19 protein-coding genes and 1 pseudogene are annotated in these 19,464 nt (G+C 43.0%); 15 read left to right on the top strand and 5 right to left on the bottom strand.

The features are described from left to right. Nucleotides 1–51: 51 nt before the first annotated feature. Nucleotides 52–336, bottom strand: a complete 285-nt coding sequence (locus tag CHX35_RS14115; protein WP_091838407.1) for a site-specific integrase — start codon at nt 334–336, stop codon at nt 52–54. Nucleotides 337–481: 145 nt separating this feature from the next. Here CHX35_RS14115 and CHX35_RS14110 point away from each other — a divergent pair, with 145 nt between their 5' ends. The 8 genes and pseudogenes from CHX35_RS14110 (at nt 482) to CHX35_RS14070 (ending at nt 6,377) form a co-directional block, all read left to right on the top strand. Then, entirely contained in the window at nt 482–769 is a 288-nt protein-coding gene (locus CHX35_RS14110) for a hypothetical protein (protein WP_091838405.1), read from the top strand. A 107-nt stretch (nt 770–876) separates the two neighbouring features. Beyond that, a pseudogene (locus tag CHX35_RS14105) lies at nt 877–993 on the top strand (sporulation initiation factor Spo0A C-terminal domain-containing protein); the annotation flags it as partial. 409 nt (nt 994–1,402) lie between these two features. Beyond that, nucleotides 1,403–1,879 carry a YcxB family protein gene (locus CHX35_RS14100; protein WP_091838402.1) on the top strand — a complete coding sequence of 159 codons (477 nt, stop codon included), beginning with the start codon at nt 1,403–1,405 and terminating at the stop codon, nt 1,877–1,879. 1,040 nt (nt 1,880–2,919) lie between these two features. After that, on the top strand, nt 2,920–3,168 hold the full coding sequence (locus CHX35_RS14090) for a hypothetical protein (RefSeq protein WP_091838398.1): 249 nt from the start codon (nt 2,920–2,922) through the stop codon (nt 3,166–3,168). A 174-nt stretch (nt 3,169–3,342) separates the two neighbouring features. After that, nucleotides 3,343–3,711 carry a hypothetical protein gene (locus CHX35_RS14085; protein WP_091838396.1) on the top strand — a complete coding sequence of 123 codons (369 nt, stop codon included), beginning with the start codon at nt 3,343–3,345 and terminating at the stop codon, nt 3,709–3,711. 204 nt (nt 3,712–3,915) lie between these two features. After that, complete coding sequence (locus tag CHX35_RS14080) at nt 3,916–4,389, top strand: VOC family protein (RefSeq protein WP_091838394.1); 474 nt, start codon at nt 3,916–3,918, stop codon at nt 4,387–4,389. A 302-nt stretch (nt 4,390–4,691) separates the two neighbouring features. Further along, nucleotides 4,692–5,321: a hypothetical protein gene (locus CHX35_RS14075; RefSeq protein WP_091838393.1), complete on the top strand. Its 630-nt coding sequence runs from the start codon at nt 4,692–4,694 to the stop codon at nt 5,319–5,321. Between the two features lie 360 nt (nt 5,322–5,681). Further along, nucleotides 5,682–6,377 carry a class I SAM-dependent methyltransferase gene (locus tag CHX35_RS14070; RefSeq protein ID WP_091838392.1) on the top strand — a complete coding sequence of 232 codons (696 nt, stop codon included), beginning with the start codon at nt 5,682–5,684 and terminating at the stop codon, nt 6,375–6,377. A gap of 153 nt (nt 6,378–6,530) precedes the next feature. Here CHX35_RS14070 and CHX35_RS14065 read toward each other — a convergent pair whose 3' ends face one another. Together CHX35_RS14065 and CHX35_RS14060 are read right to left on the bottom strand one after the other, a co-directional pair. After that, nucleotides 6,531–8,060, bottom strand: a complete 1,530-nt coding sequence (locus CHX35_RS14065; protein WP_176392093.1) for an FG-GAP-like repeat-containing protein — start codon at nt 8,058–8,060, stop codon at nt 6,531–6,533. A 286-nt stretch (nt 8,061–8,346) separates the two neighbouring features. Then, nucleotides 8,347–9,450: a M24 family metallopeptidase gene (locus tag CHX35_RS14060; RefSeq protein WP_245838843.1), complete on the bottom strand. Its 1,104-nt coding sequence runs from the start codon at nt 9,448–9,450 to the stop codon at nt 8,347–8,349. Between the two features lie 131 nt (nt 9,451–9,581). Between CHX35_RS14060 and CHX35_RS14055 the strand changes: the two genes are divergently transcribed. After that, the gene (locus CHX35_RS14055) at nt 9,582–9,764 is read left to right on the top strand and encodes an H-type small acid-soluble spore protein (protein ID WP_245838842.1); all 183 of its coding nucleotides are present in this window, start codon (nt 9,582–9,584) and stop codon (nt 9,762–9,764) included. A gap of 4 nt (nt 9,765–9,768) precedes the next feature. On the opposite strand, the gene CHX35_RS14050 is transcribed toward CHX35_RS14055, so the two are convergent. Both CHX35_RS14050 and CHX35_RS14045 read right to left on the bottom strand, forming a co-directional pair. Continuing rightward, entirely contained in the window at nt 9,769–10,779 is a 1,011-nt protein-coding gene (locus CHX35_RS14050) for a superoxide dismutase (protein ID WP_245838840.1), read from the bottom strand. A gap of 147 nt (nt 10,780–10,926) precedes the next feature. Continuing rightward, nucleotides 10,927–11,217: a DUF2627 domain-containing protein gene (locus tag CHX35_RS14045; RefSeq protein WP_091838389.1), complete on the bottom strand. Its 291-nt coding sequence runs from the start codon at nt 11,215–11,217 to the stop codon at nt 10,927–10,929. Between the two features lie 119 nt (nt 11,218–11,336). Here CHX35_RS14045 and CHX35_RS14040 point away from each other — a divergent pair, with 119 nt between their 5' ends. The 6 genes from CHX35_RS14040 (at nt 11,337) to CHX35_RS14015 (ending at nt 19,455) form a co-directional block, all read left to right on the top strand. Continuing rightward, the gene (locus tag CHX35_RS14040) at nt 11,337–13,406 is read left to right on the top strand and encodes a sigma-54 interaction domain-containing protein (protein ID WP_091838387.1); all 2,070 of its coding nucleotides are present in this window, start codon (nt 11,337–11,339) and stop codon (nt 13,404–13,406) included. A 413-nt stretch (nt 13,407–13,819) separates the two neighbouring features. Further along, on the top strand, nt 13,820–14,740 hold the full coding sequence (locus CHX35_RS14035) for a phosphate butyryltransferase (RefSeq protein ID WP_091838514.1): 921 nt from the start codon (nt 13,820–13,822) through the stop codon (nt 14,738–14,740). A gap of 20 nt (nt 14,741–14,760) precedes the next feature. Next, entirely contained in the window at nt 14,761–15,861 is a 1,101-nt protein-coding gene (locus CHX35_RS14030) for a Glu/Leu/Phe/Val family dehydrogenase (RefSeq protein WP_091838386.1), read from the top strand. Nucleotides 15,862–15,889: 28 nt separating this feature from the next. Further along, on the top strand, nt 15,890–17,002 hold the full coding sequence (gene buk / locus CHX35_RS14025; protein WP_091838511.1) for a butyrate kinase: 1,113 nt from the start codon (nt 15,890–15,892) through the stop codon (nt 17,000–17,002). Further along, nucleotides 16,986–18,410 carry a dihydrolipoyl dehydrogenase gene (gene lpdA / locus CHX35_RS14020; protein WP_091838385.1) on the top strand — a complete coding sequence of 475 codons (1,425 nt, stop codon included), beginning with the start codon at nt 16,986–16,988 and terminating at the stop codon, nt 18,408–18,410. Before buk ends, lpdA begins: the two co-directional genes overlap by 17 nt. Nucleotides 18,411–18,462: 52 nt before the next feature. Further along, nucleotides 18,463–19,455, top strand: a complete 993-nt coding sequence (locus tag CHX35_RS14015) for a thiamine pyrophosphate-dependent dehydrogenase E1 component subunit alpha (RefSeq protein ID WP_091838508.1) — start codon at nt 18,463–18,465, stop codon at nt 19,453–19,455. Nucleotides 19,456–19,464 lie beyond the last annotated feature (9 nt).

Here is a 19,464-nt window from a genome sequence, read left to right as displayed (position 1 = left end):
CAACGCCCGCCCTGCTTGAACGCTCGTGATGGGCTGATTCATCCCTTTTCGCTACTTAAAAAGAAATTCGTCATCAGTCATCTCAGCAGTTAGAAAGTTGGATAGCTCGCGTTGTATGGCGCCATTCAATAAAAATTTCTTTGGTTTATTTGTCTTTTGTTCGCGGATGGAAAGATGCGTAGCACCGCGCACGTCTTTGACTTTGATCCGCAGGAGATCGGAGATGCGAATCGCGCTATTGATCCCCATGACGAATAGAAGGCGGTCACGTGGCGAGAGATGCCGCTTCATTGCGTTAATTTCTGGCTTGGATCGGATGGCTTCAACGGTTTCCATTATATCACTCGCTCCTTGATCACTATAGAGTTTATCATTTTTTACTAACTAGAGATTGCGTCCAGAGCCGCAGTTCCCGTATTTTATCGTATTAGACGAACCGCACCACTACATCAAAGGGTCGGAAGTATGGAAGGATGCGGCAGTGACAAGTCGTAAGTACCGCGTAGACTACCCTTGGATGTTTCACAATGGGGAGCAAATGCCGCGTGAGGTTAGGTTAATTATTGAATCAACACTGCCGCATTATTCGCTGTACGCGACTTCGAAAAAGACGTTTCTGGATCTAAAAGAAGAAATAGCCCCATATACTGTAGAGGACGGAATGAGGTTAAAGCATTGGCATGCGATAAATGTGATTAGATCGGGCGGTGAAGCGGTTCATCCGTTTATTGCGAAGATGGCGGCACCTCCTCTACTTGATAAAAAATAATTTGTACATTGATGATTTTAAGAGTATAAAGACACCATAGTACGTCCACAAATATCGGAAGGTTATACCGACTAATTAGGCAATAAACGTCGGTTTAACATAGAGGAGAAAGCCCCCGTAAATTATTTGGCTACACCATCAACGTAAGTAAAGCCAAACCGACCAACTCGGAGTTTATTGCCATGGTTGCGGATAAACTACGGATTGAGCATAAGGTGGGGTAATCGCTTAAGTGGTAAGGGTTTCGACAGAATCTGGCTATCGATCCACACTGATAAACTTCTGAAGCTTACAATAACAGGACTTTCAAAAACCTATACCTGTCGGATTAAAAAACCGACCTAATTCCGTTATTTATTGCCTGTATTAAATAAGGTGTAAAGGCGGAATTTTTTTATTGAAACTTTCTCTGTAAGTGTATTCAGCAAACTAAACATTTTTTCGTTATAGAAGGATTCGAATCATAATAACAAGCATGTGGATAGTCATATTTTGGGTGGGGAAAACGACTGGAAAGTTGTGAAGAAATCAAACATCCTTTGTTTAAAGAGAATATAAAGTTTTCCTTTAATGAAATAACACACTTGGCAATGATTGTGATAAAATTGATGCTATGATAACAGAGGTGATTAAATGACAATTTCATACCAATTAACAAAGAAAGATTACCTAAACTTTTATAGACATTATATTTTTTCTGAAAACCCTGGTGTACTTCTTTTACCTGTAGTTGTATTTTTTTTGATTTTTAAATCAAGTGATTTTGATTCCAACTTGAGTAGTTTGATATTTGTGGGGATTTTTGGTGGGTTGCTTGTTTATCTTTTTTGGATTCGAGTGGGCAAGCAATTTGAGAATGTAAAAAAAGCTTTTGTACATTTGGACATGAATTTCTCTGAATCGTGTTGGTTTATAAAAAGTGAGTATGGTGAAAGTACAATTAATTGGTCTTCTTTTAATAAGATGTTTGAGACTAAGCAATATTTTTATTTTCGCTTTCATAGTGGACTTTCTTATATTATTCCAAAACGAGCGTTCCTTTCTGAAAGGCAACAAAACGAATTTCGTCTATTAGCTATTCAATGTATGGAGAAAAATAAAGTTGCGTAAAAGTTGTTGTGCCGTCCTAATAAGGCAGTCTTAGACCAGTAACACTCATGATGAAGGATTCTAATAAATGATGAGATTGAGTAGCCTTTCACCTTGTAATGAGGGATGGAAGGTTTTAATTTTTTTAAAGCTGTTCTTTCTTTAGAGACAAGATCACCGTATTTTTCCGAATCTTGTGCTTAATTCGATTCGGCACGAGATTTATTAATTAGAGAAGGGAATCAAATCAACTCATCAATAAACAAGGCAGTTTACTATTTAATAGCAATTAAATAACATAAAAAAACTTGGATTTTTATTTTTAATTAAGTTTTTTTAATTTAATTAAGTTATTATTAACAAATAATTAATATATTTGGCAATGCATCTTTTTTGTTTTATGGTTTATTTTAATTATTTAATGGTTAGTTCGATTTTGGGTAAAATTTACCGTTTGTTATTTTTATGTTTACCGTTAAAAGTGACCACAAATTTAGGGAGTGAGACGAATAATACATTGGAAGGAAATAATGTCCCTTGATTATTGGGTAAAGTGAGGTTTTATTGGTTTGGATATACTGGCGATTATTTGTTTACTGCTTCTTTTTATTATTGCTGTTCTGATCATTATCAATGATTTTAAGAGAATCAGTATGCTTAGAGAGGAAGTGAAGAGGTTAGAGGTATCTCATGAAAACATGGAAAAAATCTATTTAAGGTTTAAAATAAAGGATGTATATTATGTGATTGGTTCTATATTACTTATAATATTATATTTTATAGAATTATTTTATTAGTATATAATAAAGTATGTTGCTGTAATATGGATAGTAATATAATTTCTTTTGTGTTCAAATTAGTAAGGGATCTTTCTATGGTTGTGATTATTCAATCACTGATTACGTTAAATTAATAAAGAAAAGATATCTAATATTGAAGTGTTGTTAAAATCGCAGGATAAAGCAAAATAGTATACAAAATGATGATTACTCCTTAATATGTTCAAAGGAGTGAGTGTTACTGATCCGTTGTGGTACTTCATATGAAATGAGTGAGAAATATTGGATTTGCTACTAACAATTATTTTAGTTGGATTTGAGATTTTTTCATTACTGTTTGTCGTACAATTATTCCGACTTATGAAAGATATGAAGAAAGAAGTGGCGAATCAGTACATGAAAACAGGCCAATTAAAACTATCTGATGAGTTTATCAATTATAAAATGAGGCGTTTGAAAATGTTATCGTTGGTGGTTCTCTTTCTATCGATTGCGTATGGGATTGTGGGTGTGATCGATTTGTATCGATAAATCGCCGAATGAATCTTGCGGCATTAAAATGATTTTTATATAATTTTATATATAAATAGTATTGGTGTACTATTAAAAAATAGGCGAATTTTTTTGGTCAACCGGATAAATCAACCCAATCATTCTATCGGCTAGCTAATAAGATACATTAGCTTAATGTGAAGGGTGATTAAAATGGCTTCTATAACAGCAAAACCAAATCAGATGGCGGCGAGAAATTCGTTAATATCAGGTGTCTACCAATGTCGATCCGGTGGGATGATTGGTGTTTATTTATTAAACAATAATCTCTTAGCGGCAGGAAGTGGATTGGGCGAGTTAACACGAGTGCGGAGACAACAGGTTAATGCAGTGACTTATCAGGCCCAAGCAATTTCCCGATTATATGTCGGTCAATTGAATACCCCTCGGTTGCGTGCCCAAGGAACCATCAGTACGCCGGTTTCTATCACGATTGTCCTACAAGGTAAAGTGCCAGTTTTACTATTTAAATCCAACTTTGGAACATGCATCGGTTTGAAAATACAATCCTTCCCCTTTTAAGTTTTTATCGTTAAAAATATCTACCAAATCGTCCATCACCGATTAAAGGTTGATGGACGATTTGGTTTTTCTGTAAAGGTTGATCTTGGTGGAAGTGTTGTTTGTTGAAAAAGAAAGAGGAAAAAAGGGGAATGTTATTCAGCGCAGAACTTATAAATAAGAATGAAATGGTAAAATATTGAACTTGATTGAGGAGGAATCGACGTGAAAAACATTACACCTTGTTTATGGTTTGATCAGGAAGCGGAAGAAGCTGTCAATTTTTATCTATCAATTTTTAAAAATTCATGGATTGAACAGACAACTCGACTTGGTGAAGATGGGAATGGGTCCGAAGGAAAAGTCATGACGATTACTTTTTATTTGGATGGGCAAAAATTTATGGCCTTAAATGGAGGACCTCACTTTCAAATTAATGAAGCGATATCCTTCGTTGCAAATTGTGAGACGCAGGAAGAGATTGATGAGCTGTGGGAAAAACTATCGGAGGGTGGACAGAAAGTAGAATGTGGATGGCTGAAGGATCCCTATGGTGTATCCTGGCAAGTTGTTCCAACCGTTTTAGGAGAGATGATGAGTGATACTGATCCAGAAAAAACACAACGCGTGATGCAAGCGATTCACCAAATGAAAAAAATTGAAATTAATAAGTTGGAAGAAGCTTTTGCCCAGGGATAAAGAAGTAGCAACGATATGGCGAGTGAAGGTGTATCAAGTTCATATACTTTCGTTTACCACGCCATAAAGGAGATCCTTACGATGGATCTTCTTCTTTTTGGTGTTTAAATAATTGCGTATCAGACTGGATTTGGTTGATTGGATTAGATAAAACGGTCTTAAATGTAGAACGTGATACGAATAATAGTAGGGAGGGGTTTTTAAGCAAGGGAGTTCCTCCTGTTAAAACACAATGAGCTGACAGTTGCGCATAGTTGTTACAGAAAATGCATTTGGCGGCTGAAGACTATGGGGGTTACACGTTGAGTAAGAAAAAGAAATGGACGATTGGAATTATTGTAGGTGTAGGTATTTTAGGAGTACTAACAGCGCTTTCGATTGGTCTTTTAAATATGGTTTATCAGGAGTTTAAAGACTTTGATCCTGTCGCGATGGAGCAAGAAATGGATGTTGATATGGAGGACTATGCAGATGAGGAGGAATCCTATGATTATGAAGGGATGACAGGGTACAAAATTAATAAATCCAAGGAAGAAGATGATGTCAAGCTAACACTTACTAATCTTTTTCTAAGAAAAGATAAGGCTGTAGTGGAAGTGAAAGTGAAAAATAATACTGATAATGAAATTAGACCATGGATCGAAGAGAGAGGGATGCTCTCTTTGGATGGAAAACAGCTAATGCCCAATTATGAGGATAGCTTCTATACCAATACGGTGTTAAAAGGAAGCGAAGCGACTCTATATATTTCATTTAAATTACCAAAGAACATTCATTGGAGTAAAGTAAAGCAGGTACAATTTGGCTCTGGATCAATTGATGATGAGGAGGATTATGAGTACGTTAGCAATCTTTCGATGAAGGTGGAAAATGTCGCAAGTAAGAAGGATAAAAAGGTATCCTTGGATGTGGAATCAATTGACTACCCCTGATAACAAGTAAACAATGAAAAAAATCATGTCTTTTACACGGATAATCCCCTCACCTTTTAAAGTGGGGGGATTATCCGTGCGTACCCTAGGCATTTCCATCGGTCATCAGACTTACGAGAGGGCTGTTTTTTTCTTTCGCAAGTCTGAATTTCTTTGTAGATTCATTTCGTACAGAGGAGATGAACCTATGTACAAAGCCTTTTAATTTCGCATGGATCCGACGAACAATAGATTCTCATCAATTAATCGGTTGGATGCAGAGCCGGTTTTATTCGACTTCCCTAGTTTAATAGGTGTGCGCCAGTAGCAATTTTCTGATTGAATCATATTATATATTGTTATAAAGGGGAGGCGTTTTAAATGCATAGATTCTATGATAGAATTATAATGCCAATAATATCTTCATACAAAAGTGAAAAAATAGTGGAGATAGGTGCTGATTTAGGTTATAATACATCGAAAATATTAGAATACTGCAAGGATTCAGGTGCACAATTGACAGTAATCGATCCTTATCCTCGATTTGATGAAGAAGAATTGAAAGAAAAGCATCCTTATTTGTCAGTAAAAAAAACATTAAGTTTAAATGCATTAGGTGATATTGATGATTATGATACGATTTTAATTGATGGAGATCACAATTGGTATACGGTTTATCATGAACTAAAGTTGATTGAGCAGAAATCAATGAAAAAAGGTAAATTTCCGCTTATTTTTTTACATGACACGGATTGGCCATACGCCAGACGAGATATGTACTATATACCTGATAGTATTCCATCAAAATATCGACATTCTTATGCTAAGAAAGGATTAGTTCCAGGTTCATTATCATTATCCGATGATAGTACAATAAATCCATGGTTTAATCACGCATTGTATGAAGGAGGAAAGCGAAATGGAGTCCTAACAGCTGTAGAGGACTTTTTAGAGGAAACTCCCCTTCCATTCTTTTTTCATAAAGCTTATTCCAATAATGGCTTAGGCATTATTATCCCTGAGGATCAACCACTAAATAAGATTGTCACACGGATAGTAGAGGAATCTGGACTTTAACTAGAAGAAGCTACCCATAGATGATATATCATCAGCGTCAGTCGGTATTCCTGGGTGCACATAACTGGGATACCGACTTTTTTATATAGACGACTAATACGATGCTTAATTTAAACGGATCAATACATACGCGTGATCGATTCAAAATCTATTCTATTCTTCTTGAAAAGGGATTACAGTGATGGTGAAGGTCTCGTTACTGGTATTGCCGCTGCTATCAGTGGCGGTACAGGTAACGGTGGTGGTTCCTACTGGGAAGAATGAGCCTGAGGCTGGTGAGCAGTGAATAGTAATGAATCCGGGGCAATTGTCGGTGGCGGTTGGGTCGGGGTAGGTAACGATCGCTCCGATCTCGTCCTCGGTGAAAATGTCGATCTCATTGAGGCCAGAGAGCATTGGCGGTTCCGTATCATTGACTGTGACGGTAAAGGTGCAGGATTCACTGTTTGTGGGATCGAGCGTGCTGGTAGCCGTGCAGGTGACTAACGCGGGGGAGCCAACTTGCACGGTAGCAGGGCTACACACGATGGTCACATTGGAACATTGCACGGTTGATGGCGTCGGAATCGTCGCTATGCAGGTCCCAGGGTCATTTTCTAGCGTGAGATCAGGGCAGGTAAAGGGGTTGACGCAGCTATTGAGTAACAGCGATACAGTGGTACTATTGTTATTGGTAACGGCTAGATCAGGGCTCCCATCCTGATTAAAGTCCCCTGTTGTAACACCAAACGGGCCATCGCCCACAGTAAAGGTGATCTGGGGTCGAAAGGTGCCGTCCCCATTTCCCAATAACACGGAGATGTTTCCATCGCCATTATTGGCAACGGCCAAGTCAAGATTGCCATCGCAATTAACGTCTTCTGTTGTAAGGAAATATGGGCCATTGCCCACCGTATAGGTGACCTGGGGTTGAAAGGTGCCGTCCCCATTTCCCAATAACACGGAGACGTTTCCATCGTCATTATTGGCAACGGCCAAGTCAAGGTTGCCATCCTGATTAAAGTCTCTTGCCGTAATGCCATTCGCTCTAGTGCCCACAGCAAAGGTGATTTGGGATTGAAAGGTACCATCCCCATTTCCCAATAATACCGAGACGGTGCTATCAACTTCATTGGTCACGGCCAAGTCGGGACGACCATCCTGATTAAAGTCCCCTGTTGTAATCCCATACGGGCCATTGCCCACCGCATAGGTGACCTGGGGTTGAAAGGTACCGTCTCCATTTCCAAGTAATACGGAGACGGTACCTTCACCCCCATTAGCAACAGCCAAGTCAGGGTGACCATTATGATTAAAATCTCCGTTCGTAATCCCATACGGCCCAAAAGAGCCCAAAATATTGCCCACTTCATAGGTGACTTGGGGTTGAAAAGTGCCGTCCCCATTTCCCATTAATACGGAAACGGTGAAACTAAGTAGGTTGGTAATGGCCAAATCGAGATTCCCACTGTTATTAAAATCTCCGTTCGTAATTCCGGCTACAGGTAGTGATTCTAACGCATAGGTGACCTGGGATTGGAAGGTGCCGTTCCCATTTCCCAATAACACCGAGACGTTTGTATCAATTGAATTCACAACGGCCAAATCGAGACTCCCATCGTTATTAAAGTCTCCCGTCGTGATGACAGCTGGAGTATTGCCTACAGCCAAAGGAGGCTGAGGTAAAAAGGCTGGACAAACCATGTTAATCATCCTTTTTTTATTAAAGTTTTTTGGGTGATTCCAGTAGTACGAAGCGAAATATGGAATAGCTTATGCAGGGGTAATTGTATAGGATCTATTATGAGCCAAATGAGTGAACCCTTGTGATAAAGAAAAGCAGCCATCAATAATATGGCTGCTTTTCTTTATACGTTAATAAGGGGTTGGACAGTGAATGATGAAGGTGAACATCCTAGGATGGAATCTCCAGTTGGGTAAAGTAACGCATTTTGTGAGTGAGTCGCTTTACATATGGCTCTCCTGTTGATTAGCCAATGATCTGCCATTTCTTCGGTGAACTTGTCAGCAATTGATATCCAGTGGTGGTAATGAGGACATCATCTTCGATCCGTACCCCGCCAAGATCTGGGATGTAGATGCCTGGCTCGATGGTAAAGACCATTCCCTCCTCCAGAAGATCATCGTTATGGCCATGAACGGATGGATATTCATGGGCTTCTAGTCCAAGTCCATGTCCAAGACGATGGGTAAAGTAGCGACCATACCCTGCGTTTTCAATGACCTGTCGGGCAGCGGTGTCCAAATCTCCAAAGCGAACGCCTGGGCGACAAAGCGCAAGAGCCGCTTCAAGAGCAGCCAGTACCGTATGATAAATTTTCTCCTGCTCAGGGGTACAAGAACGATAACCGAAGGTGCGTGTAATATCGGAGTTATAGCCTTGATGTACAATTCCGAGGTCAAAGAGAACCATGTCTCCTGATTGTAATTGTCGATTCCCTGGGGAGCCGTGGGGAAGGCCTGTCTTTTCACCGAAGAGCACCATCGTATCAAAGGCCATGCCATCGGCGCCTCTCTTTTTCATCTCATACTCGATGAGTGAGGCAATTTCGGTTTCGGTACACCCTTCTGTTAGAGCGGCTTGTCCGATGGTAATGGCTTCGTCTGCCATTTGTGCGGCAACGGTCATGATTTCGATTTCTTTCGTATCTTTTTGTACACGAAAACGCTGAAGGGTTGTCTCAGCAGCAAGGAGGGTGGCTCCAGGGTAATGTTGCAAAAGTCCTTCAGCGCGGGAAAGAGGTAGCGTATCCTTTTCTACTGCAATCTGCTTAGCACTATGGATGCCCCGGGCGTGCAGTGAAGGGACGATTTGTAACCATGGGTCTTCCCCGTCAGGACAGGTGACGATTTCGCTAGCCCACCCGGCTTGACGAGCCCGGTCTTCTTCCAATGTGGGGCAGACCAGGAGGGGGTCTTTATCAGGGAAAAGAAACAGGCCTAAGAATCGTTCATGGGGATGACAATGAAAATCCGTTAAATAATAGATTTGTGTTGGCGAGGTGATCAATGCAAAATCGATTTGCTCTTCTCTCAGCCATCCAATCACGGAATCAACACGTTTATTTGTCAAGGGGACACTTCCTTCATGGTTAGGATACTTCACTACTTTATCATGGAGGGTGATGGGCGGAAAGGTTGTATGTATGGAGGCCACCGACTTCATCCAAACTGTAGGTGAAAGCATACATTTTTCATGGAGGGATGGCCTTGAATATTCAACGTGCAAAACAAATTCTAGAGTCGACCAAGGAAATCGAAGTCCGTTATCAGAACGTACCTGTGTGGATTCAAAACGTAAATGAATCCGCCCAGACGGCCAGAGTATATACTGGCGACCAGCCGGATCATGAAATGGAAGTACCGATACAAGAATTGACCGAGTAAAAAGTTAAAAGGGTCTCCATGCGACACGACAGGCGACTTCTAACCGTTGTTCTACCGCCGGCCAGTTGACCACATTCCACCAGGAGTCGATATAACTTTGTCGTTGATTAGTGTATTTTAAATAATACGCGTGTTCCCATACATCAAGGGGAAGTAGTGGGATTACATCCCATTGGGAAAGGTTTTGATGTTTTTCTGCTTGAAGGATCTCGAGATGGCTGGCACGGGGGGCCCACACTAAAATTGCCCAACCACTTCCCTCTACCTTTGCTGCAGCGGAGGTAAATTGTTTCTTAAACGCTTGGAAACTACCAAAATATTGATTGATGGCTTCGGCGAGCCTTCCACTGGGTTGTCCGCCACCGTGTGGGCTCATCGTTTCCCAAAACAATGTGTGTAAATAATGTCCGGCACCATGGAAGGCGAGTTGGCCTTCCCAGTATTGAATGAATTCAAAGTTGTTGCTTTGGCGGGCTTGTAGCAATGCAAGTTCTGCTTGGTTCAGCCCCTTTACATAGCTAAGGTGGTGCTGATCATGGTGAAGATGCATGGTTTTTGTATCAATGTAGGGCTCTAATGCGTCATAGGGATAGGGGAGAGGGGGGAGTTGGTGCTGACCGATGGGGACGGGAGGCGAACATGGATAGGATTCTGTCTGACTCGAGGCGTCTTCCTCATTTGCTTCGTTTTGAAAAGTAGGTTCTTCAAATTGGGGAGTGGTACTTTTCTTGTCGGATCGGTTAGGTGGGATTGATTTCAGCCAGGTCTCGGTTTTTGAACGAATCTCCCAAGTTTGTTGAGCAAGTTCCTTTAAGGTCCCCCAAGAATCGGTATGAGACTCCTCTTCCATCTGAATCAATTGATCAATCAGGTGGTAGCCTTCTTCTGACGCCTCTTTAAAGAGGGGATAATTCGATTCGTTTGTCTCATTTAATGAACGGTGAATCAAGTGCTGTCCTTGTTGAGCAAATCGTTGAATTTCCCGACGCAGTCGTTCGATATTCGCTTCAGACAAAACAAGACCCCCTTAGGGTTTGTTGGTTACTTTTAGCTTATGATTTTGTTGGGAAGACATATGAATCCTCAAGCCTAAAAAGAAAAGTCGACAAAAAGAAAAAGCCAATTCCCCAGGGGTTGGCTTTTTACAATAAAGAATTACGGGCTACATTTTCGAATTCTTTTGAGCCTGCTTATCAGTCGAAGTGAGTGGTTTCCGGCGTGGTCGTAGCATGGGTTGTATATCATCGTTTTTCAGATCACGGTAGAAAAGAAATCCGCCGATAAACGCAAGGCCTGCTAAAAACAGAATCAGTCCGCCGATAAAGGCTAACCAAGAAAATCCATGTCCAGCTAAGTAATTAAAGATCACATCTTTCATTAAGGTCCATCCATAGACTCCTGCGGCCCCAGGGATGCAGATGAGTACGATCGCAAACATCCGTTGGTAGATCATGGTTTCAACCGCCTTTCCACTCTTATCCTACCTTATTTTCAAGGTCGTCGCCAATGGGGCAAGTCGACACTTTAGCAGTATGATAAAATAAGATCGGTAACGGAAAGGGAGGGGCGGATATGAAACGGTTTTTAATCGTTGGTGGTGGTAAAGGTGGTACAGCCCTTCTTCATACCTTGTTAGAATTGAATCGGATTCAGGTAACAGGAGTGGTCGATATTAATCCGAATGCTCCTGCGGTGGGAGAGGCCATACGCCACGGAATCCCGACAGGGAGCGATCCCTACCCCTTTTTTATCAAGGAACCTCCAGACGTTGTGTTGGAAGCGACAGGGGTTACGGAAGTCTTTGAAAAACTGTGCGAGATCGCATCGAATACAAACACATTGGTTGTCTCTGGTGCGGTTGCAAATCTGATTATCCAGTTGATTGAAGAAAAAGAGCAGTGGTTTGAAGCTTGGCGAATGCGTCAATTGGAATTGGATGCGATTATACATTCGACCCATGATGGGATGATGGCAGTCAATGCGGAAGGAAAGGTTACGTTATACAATCGAGCGGCTCAACGCTTGATTGGACATGCCCCAGAAAAAGTGATGGGGCATGCAATTGAGGATGTATCTCCGAATACGCGTCTGGATCATGTGCTAAAAACGGGTGAAACAGAATTGAATTGCCCGCTTATTTTGCCGAATGGAAAGAAAATCGTGACCAACCGCAAGCCTGTGACTGATCGAGAAGGAAAAGTGATCGGTGCGGTGGCTGTTTTTCGCGACATGACAGAAGTGTTGTCCCTTACGCAACAAGTCGCGGATTTGAGTCATCTGAAAGGACAGTTACAAGCGATTATTGATTCGTCGGATGAAGCCTTTACAGTGGTTGATACAGAAGGAAAAGGAGTACTGATTAATCCTGCCTATACCCGTTTGACTGGACTCTTACCTGAAGAAGTCATCGGAAAACCCGCGGATACCGATATCTCTGAGGGTGAAAGTATGCATATGAAGGTCCTAAAAACGAGAGAACCGGTACGAGGCGTTTTGATGAAAGTGGGGCCAAGGCGGAAGGATGTAGCAGTGAATGTCGCCCCAATCATTGTGGAGGGTGAGCTCAAGGGGAGTGTCGGTACCATACACGATCTCTCTGAGATTAAGCGGCTAAATAATGAATTGGATCGAGCACGCCGAATTATCCGTACCCTTGAAGCGAAATACACCTTTGATGATATTATCGGCAGTAGCGGCGAGATGCAAAAAGCGATTGAAGATGCGCGCAGAGCTGCCCATACGAGAGCGACGGTGATGCTCCGTGGAGAATCTGGAACAGGTAAAGAGCTGTTTGCCCACGCCATTCACAATGATTCGGATCGGAAATATAACCAATTTGTGCGTGTAAACTGTGCTTCCATACCCGAGTCATTACTAGAAAGTGAATTATTTGGCTATGAAGAGGGCGCCTTTACAGGCGCACGACAAGGTGGGAAAAAAGGGCTGTTTGAAGAGGCGGATGGTGGGACGATTTTTTTAGATGAAATCGGAGAGTTATCCCTGATCACTCAGGCGAAGCTGCTTCGTGTTTTGCAGGAGAAAGAAGTGGTTCATGTCGGTGGCGTAAAACCTATACCGGTGGATGTACGGGTAATTGCTGCTACCAATGTCCATTTGGAGAAGGCTGTGCAAGAGAAGAAATTTCGCGAAGATCTTTATTATCGACTCAATGTCTTGCCGATTCAAATCCCCCCCTTACGTAGTCGACGCGGAGATATACGAGCCTTGGCTGATCATCTAGTAAATAAATTTAACCAAGAATATGGGCGGAACGTTGCTCATGTTAGCCCCGATGTGGTTCAAAAATTAAATGGATACGATTGGCCTGGAAATGTGCGTGAACTTGAAAATGTTTTGGGAAGAGCGATGATACATATGCCTCTTCATACACGAGTAATGGAGAAGGATCATCTCTTTTCCTTGGAACCACCGCGTATACAGCCCCCGACAAGTGAAAGCATTCCGAAGATATCGGAGAAGCGATCCCTTGCTCAGATTGTTGCTGATGCGGAAGAACTACACATCCGGAAAGTGTATGAAGAATGCAAGGGGAATAAAACGGAAACTGCACGTCAATTAGGGATCTCTGTACGAAATCTCTATTACAAGCTCGATAAGTATGGGATTGACTCATCGGAATAACCCCGTTCCCTCTACTCTGCAAAAAATTGCAGGAAATAATCATCAATACTCTGCAAAATTTTGCAGAGTATGAGGAGGCAAATCAACGGGACAGCCATCACATATTTTTGCTGACATCTAGAAAATCTAGGGATAATTCTAGGGGAAGGTGGATTCATCAATACAAAAAATCAGGATGAGAGGATGAATAAATTACGGTATGACGGCGTTAAATCAGGATATTTACCGATAGGGATAAAATGGATATTAAGCCTTTTATTAAGATCGGAAAGCTATAATATTAAATAACACCACCATAGAGGGATTTTTGGCATGGAATTTGCTTCTTAGTATGGTGGCAGACCCATTCGACAAAAATAGACTTCGACATGATCGATGAAGTGTCGCTATCTGGTCGGATTGGGGTGCAAAGGATGGAAAGATTACGCTCTTTTGAACAAGTCATTCACCGAGCAGAATCGATGGCTTCCGTAACGGTAGCAGTAGGAGCGGCAGATGATCGAGAGGTTCTAGAGGCAGTACTCGATGCAAAAAAGCGTGGAATTGCCCACTTTCGATTATTTGGTGATCGGGGCAAAATTCTACAGTTGACTGAATCCATTGGTTTAACGCTAAGGGAAGGTGAAATCTTTCATCAACCGGATCCCATGAAAGCGTGTATCGATGCTGTCCGTGCGGTAAGAGAAGGCGATGCTGACGTTGTGATGAAAGGGATGGTTCACTCTGCCGATTTCCTCAGAGCTGTATTAAATAAAGAGGCTGGGTTGCGAGCAGGGAAGAACGTCTTAAGCCACGTCGCCACTTTTGAAGTCCCAGGCTATAATCGACTCATTCATGTGACGGACCCTGCTTTGAATGTTGCCCCGGAATTAAAGGAAAAGGCACAAATTATCCGGAATGCGATTCAACTTTGCCACTCTCTTGGAGAAGCTCTCCCGCGTGTTGCGGTACTCGGGGCGGTAGAATTGGTCAATCCAACGATGCAACCGACCTTGGATGCGGCTGCGTTGGCTCAGATGTCTCGGCGTAAACAAATTCAAGGAGCGCTAATCGATGGTCCCTTTGCGCTCGATAATGCGATCTCAGTTACGGCTGCAAAGCACAAAGGGATCGAAAGTGATGTGGGTGGACGGGCGGATGTGTTGCTTGTGCCCAATATTGAGGCAGGAAACATTTTATATAAGTCGATGGTCTACTTCGCAAAAGCGAAGATTGGTGCTTTGGTTTTGGGAGCCTCTGCCCCTGTGATCCTTACCTCACGGGCAGATTCTCATGAAGCCAAACTGTACTCCATCGCCTTGGCTGTGTTACAAGCAGATTATTGGAAAAGGTAATACTTAAGGAGGGGTCACCTATGCAATTGTTTGACTATCTCAGTAAGTACGATTATGAACAACTTATCTTTTGCCAGGATGAGAACTCTGGATTAAAAGCGATTATTGCAATTCATGATACAACCTTAGGGCCAGCTCTAGGTGGCACGAGAATGTGGACCTATGCTTCTGAGGAAGATGCCATTGTCGATGCCCTACGCCTGGCACGGGGAATGACTTATAAAAATGCCGCTGCGGGTCTAAATCTCGGTGGAGGAAAAACAGTGATTATCGGTGATCCAAAAACCGATAAAAATGAAGCGATGTTCCGTGCATTTGGACGCTTTATTCAAGGGCTTAATGGGCGTTATATTACTGCTGAAGATGTGGGGACAACGGTAGAGGACATGGATCTAATCCATGAAGAAACACGATTTGTTACAGGAATATCCCCTGAGTTTGGGTCCAGTGGAAATCCGTCTCCTGTCACTGCGTACGGGTGCTATATGGGGATGAAAGCAGCTGCAAAAGAGGCTTTTGGTGATGATTCCCTTGAAGGGCGAACCGTAGCGGTTCAAGGGGTGGGTAGCGTGGCTTATCATCTTTGCAAATACCTTCATGATGAGGGTGCGAAGTTAATTGTTACTGATATTAATCAAGAGAATTTAGCACGCGCAGTGAATGATTTTGATGCGCAAACCGTGGACCCAGATAGCATCTATGATGTTGACTGCGATATTTTCTCTCCTTGTGCGTTAGGGGCGGTGATCAATGATGATACGGTGAATCGCTTGAAGTGTAAAGTCATTGCTGGATCCGCAAACAACCAGCTAAAAGATAACGAACATGGAGATATTCTTCAGGAAAAAGGCATTTTCTATGCACCGGATTATGTCATTAATTCTGGGGGAGTCATCAATGTTGCCGATGAGTTGATCGGTTACAATCGTGAACGTGCGATGCGACGAGTGGAAGGCATCTATGGCACCATTTTGCGGGTATTTGAAATTGCCAAACGCGATCGCATTCCTTCATATTTGGCGGCTGATCGCATGGCGGAAGAACGGATTGCCTCCATTCGTCAATCACGGAGTCCCTTTTTACAAAACGAGCGCAACATTATTAATATGACCTTGCGTTAAGAACGGAGTGGAATAAGTGAGCGAGCCGATGAGGATACTGGCGATCAATCCTGGGTCAACGTCGACAAAGATCGGGGTCTACGATAGTGAAAAAAGAATCCTCGAGGAGACCCTTCGACATGATGCTGAGGAATTGGAACAGTATCCCAGTCTGTTTGATCAGTATCCATTTCGAAAACAAGTGATCTTAGATACATTGGATCAGGAAGGGATCAATTTGACCCGCTTATGTGCAGTGGTGGGTCGAGGTGGATTATTACAGCCGATTTCTGGCGGAGCGTACCTTGTGAATGATAAAATGCTACAGGATTTAACTTCAGGGAAGTTTGGAGAGCACGCTTCCAATCTTGGTGGGGTGCTTGCATATGAGATCGCAGAAAAGCTGCATATCCCTTCATTTATTGTTGATCCGGTGGTTGTGGATGAACTTGAGCCCATTGCACGTATTTCAGGGGTTCCCGAGATTGAACGCCGAAGTATTTTTCATGCATTGAACCAAAAGGCAACCGCTCGGCGGTTTGCCGCGCAAAAAAGAAAGCGCTATCATGAACTTAACCTGGTGGTTGCTCATATGGGTGGCGGAATCACTATCGGGGCTCATTGCCAAGGGAAAGTCATTGATGTGAATAATGGTTTACACGGTGAAGGCCCCTTTTCACCCGAACGAGCAGGAACGTTACCCGTGGGTGACTTAGTTGCGTTGAGCTATTCGGGTAAATTTTTTGCCAGTGAAATTATGAAAATGATTGTGGGTCGAGGAGGACTTGTTGGCTATCTGGGGACAAATGATGCGCAACAAGTTGAGGAGAGGATTGCAGCAGGGGATCGAGAAGCCCAGCTCGTCTATAGTGCAATGGCTTATCAAGTGGCAAAGGAAATAGGGGCGTATGCCGTCGTATTAAAAGGGAAAGTAGATGGCATTATCCTCACGGGTGGTCTTGCCTACGGAAAGAGTTTTGTCCGTGAGATTGTGGATCGTGTCTCATGGATTGCAGAAGTTTGTGTATTTCCTGGTGAAAATGAGTTACAAGCATTAGTTGAAGGGGCCCTTCGGGTCATGCGTAGAGAAGAGTCAGCAAAGCGATATCCTGATGGGATGTTGGTGGAGGGAGTGGAGATCACCCATGGCAGAGAACTATGACCTAGTCGTATTGGGAGCAGGACCAGGGGGGTATGTTGCGGCAATTCGAGCGGCTCAACTGGGATTGAAAACGGCGTTAGTTGAAAAGGAGAAGGTAGGGGGCATCTGTTTACACAAAGGATGTATTCCTTCAAAATCTCTTCTTCGAAGTGCAGAGGTTTATCATGAAATGAAAAACAGTGAATCCTACGGGGTTCGTGTCGGGGATGTCCAACTGGATATCGACCTGGTTCACAGTCGGAAAAATAACATCAAGGACCAATTGCACAAAGGTGTTCAACACCTCTTAAAAAAGAATGGGGTCGATGTATATACCGGTACGGGTCGGATTTTAGGGCCGTCTATCTTCTCTCCGCAACCAGGTACCATCTCTGTTGAACGAGTAGATGGAAAAGAGAATGATATGCTCATTCCACAACAGGTCATTATCGCGACAGGCTCACGGCCACGTAGCCTCCCAGGGCTTGAAATTGATGGGAGCCATGTGATGTTTTCAGATCATGCCTTAGAAATGGAAACCTTACCTGCATCCATCGCGATAGTAGGTGGGGGTGTCATCGGAATCGAATGGGCATCGATGCTGAATGACTTTGGAGTGGAAGTGACCGTCATTGAATTTGCTGACCGGATTCTTCCCTTTGAAGATGCCGATGTAAGTCGGGAAATGACACGACTCTTGAAAAAACGCAAAGTGAAAATTCTTACGGGTGCCAAATTACTAGCAGAGTCTGTAAAAGTATCTGAGCAGAGCGTTCAATTTTCTGTTGAGAAAAAGGATGGAACAACGGAACTATCTGCTGAACGGATGTTGGTCTCAGTGGGCCGACAACCGAATACAGAAGACATCGGTTTGCAAAATACGGCGATCCAATTAAATAATGGATATATTCAGGTGAATGAGGTTATGCAAACGGCAGAGTCGCATATTTATGCCATTGGTGATGTGAATGGAGGATACCAATTGGCCCATGTTGCTTCCCACGAAGGGGTATTAGCCGTCGAACATATGACGGGGGAACATCCTCATCCCTTGGATGTGACGATGATTCCACGCTGTACCTATAGTCGTCCGGAAGTTGGGAGCCTGGGCCTTTCTGAAGCGGAAGCAAAGGAGAAGGGGCATACGGTTCAGGTGGGTAAGTTCCCAATACGGGGAGCGGGTAAATCCCTTGTATTTGGTGAATCGGATGGCTTTATTAAATTAGTGATGGATCAAGAGACAGAAGATTTATTAGGGGTTCATATTATTGGTCCTCATGCAACCGAGTTGATTGCTGAAGCAGGGCTTGCCAAAGTGCTTGATGCAACGCCTTGGGAGATTAGCCAAGTGATACACCCTCATCCAACGCTTTCTGAGATCTATGGTGAGGGAGCCCTTGCAGTTCTTGGTAAACAAATTCATGGATAACGAACAAGATTCGATAGGACGAAGAGAAGGAATGGGATCGGAGGAATCCGTAATGGAAACATCTCGTCATGAAGCACTCGGTTTAAGTGATGAACACGTATTAGAGATGTATCGCACCATGTTACTTGCTCGCAAGATTGATGAACGGATGTGGTTACTTAATCGTGCAGGTAAAATTCCTTTTGTGATTTCTTGTCAAGGGCAAGAAGCCATTCAAGTCGGTGCAGCCTTTGCCCTTGATCGAGAGAAGGACTGGCTCTGCCCTTATTATCGCGACTTAGGTATGGTATTGGCCTTTGGTCAAACGGCTAAAGAACAAATGCTATCGGCTTTTGCCAAAGCAGAAGAGCCCAATAGTGGAGGACGGCAAATGCCTGGTCACTACGGCGATAAGCGTTATCGGATTGTGTCTGGCTCCAGCCCTGTTACGACTCAGCTTCTTCATGCAGTTGGGGTGGCGCTAGCTGCGAAAATGGAGAAGAAGGATTTTGTCTCCCTCACGACTTTTGGTGAAGGTTCGAGTAACCAAGGGGATTTTCATGAGGGTCTTAATTTTGCAGGTGTTCATAAATTACCTGTCATCTTTATGTGCGAAAATAATAAATACGCCATTTCTGTGCCGATTGAAAAGCAATTAGCAGGGGGAAGTGTGGCAGCTCGAGGGCAAGGGTATGGTATGCCAGGGATTTCTGTGGATGGTAATGATCCGCTAGAAGTGTATGCGGCAGTACGAGATGCTGCTGCTCGTGCTCGTCAAGGAGAAGGACCTACCTTGATTGAAGCAACAGCCTATCGCCTTGTCCCTCACTCCAGTGATGATGATGATCGGACCTACCGTGAGATGGGTGAGGTAGAAGAAGCGCGTAAGAAAGATTCCTTGGTCTTGTTTAAAAAATATCTACAGGAGGCAGGCGTTTTGTCTGCTGATAAAGAAGACGCGTTGGAAAAAGAGATTCGTCAACTGGTTGATGAGGCGACGGAATATGCTGAGAATGCACCGTACCCTGATCCATCTGAAACCTACACCCACGTATTTGCGGAATAGGAGGAATCA

The sequence above is a fragment of the Marininema halotolerans genome (assembly GCF_900116235.1).
Lineage (GTDB): Bacteria > Bacillota > Bacilli > Thermoactinomycetales > DSM-45169 > Marininema > Marininema halotolerans.
The sequence above is the reverse complement of the archived record's forward strand: the minus strand, read 5'-3'. Positions and strand labels throughout refer to the sequence as shown.

Excerpts from the sequence above, each read along its gene's own strand:
- CHX35_RS14045 (WP_091838389.1), bottom strand. The coding sequence starts at position 11,217 with ATGATCTACCAACGGATGTTTGCGATCGTACTCATCTGCATCCCTGGG.
- CHX35_RS14100 (WP_091838402.1), top strand. The coding sequence starts at position 1,403 with ATGACAATTTCATACCAATTAACAAAGAAAGATTACCTAAACTTTTAT.
- lpdA (WP_091838385.1), top strand. The coding sequence starts at position 16,986 with ATGGCAGAGAACTATGACCTAGTCGTATTGGGAGCAGGACCAGGGGGG.
- CHX35_RS14065 (WP_176392093.1), bottom strand. The coding sequence starts at position 8,060 with ATGGTTTGTCCAGCCTTTTTACCTCAGCCTCCTTTGGCTGTAGGCAAT.
- CHX35_RS14085 (WP_091838396.1), top strand. The coding sequence starts at position 3,343 with ATGGCTTCTATAACAGCAAAACCAAATCAGATGGCGGCGAGAAATTCG.
- CHX35_RS14115 (WP_091838407.1), bottom strand. The coding sequence starts at position 336 with ATGGAAACCGTTGAAGCCATCCGATCCAAGCCAGAAATTAACGCAATG.
- CHX35_RS14055 (WP_245838842.1), top strand. The coding sequence starts at position 9,582 with ATGGCCTTGAATATTCAACGTGCAAAACAAATTCTAGAGTCGACCAAG.
- CHX35_RS14070 (WP_091838392.1), top strand. The coding sequence starts at position 5,682 with ATGCATAGATTCTATGATAGAATTATAATGCCAATAATATCTTCATAC.
- CHX35_RS14030 (WP_091838386.1), top strand. The coding sequence starts at position 14,761 with ATGCAATTGTTTGACTATCTCAGTAAGTACGATTATGAACAACTTATC.
- CHX35_RS14035 (WP_091838514.1), top strand. The coding sequence starts at position 13,820 with ATGGAAAGATTACGCTCTTTTGAACAAGTCATTCACCGAGCAGAATCG.
- buk (WP_091838511.1), top strand. The coding sequence starts at position 15,890 with ATGAGGATACTGGCGATCAATCCTGGGTCAACGTCGACAAAGATCGGG.
- CHX35_RS14040 (WP_091838387.1), top strand. The coding sequence starts at position 11,337 with ATGAAACGGTTTTTAATCGTTGGTGGTGGTAAAGGTGGTACAGCCCTT.
- CHX35_RS14015 (WP_091838508.1), top strand. The coding sequence starts at position 18,463 with ATGGAAACATCTCGTCATGAAGCACTCGGTTTAAGTGATGAACACGTA.